The organism is Psychroserpens mesophilus (genome assembly GCF_050617655.1).
Taxonomy (GTDB): Bacteria; Bacteroidota; Bacteroidia; order Flavobacteriales; family Flavobacteriaceae; genus Psychroserpens; species Psychroserpens mesophilus_A.
Window position 1 is genome coordinate 1 of sequence record NZ_JBODQC010000319.1, and the last position, 254, is coordinate 254.

General features: G+C 37.4%; 1 protein-coding gene. It reads left to right on the forward strand.

Annotation, left to right across the window (positions count from 1 at the left end; translation table 11 throughout):
- The coding region (locus ACRHNM_RS17415) for a hypothetical protein (protein ID WP_431137909.1) at positions 1–254 on the forward strand (254 nt) is incomplete at both ends.

A 254-nucleotide genomic window follows, 5' to 3' on the forward strand; every position in this document is an offset into this window, starting at 1 on the left:
AAAAGTTTATCAGAAAGATTCAGCGTTTAGTAGAATCGCGTCAAACTATGTTTGATGAAGATAGACTAGATTGGGCAATGGCAGAGCATTTGGCTTATGGTTCATTGTTAGCAGAAGGCTTTAATGTTAGAATTTCTGGTCAAGATGTTGAGCGTGGTACCTTCTCGCACAGACATGCTGTTGTTAAAGTAGAGGATAGTGAGGAAGAAATTATCTTACTAAAAAATGTATCAGACAACCAAGGGCAATTCAAT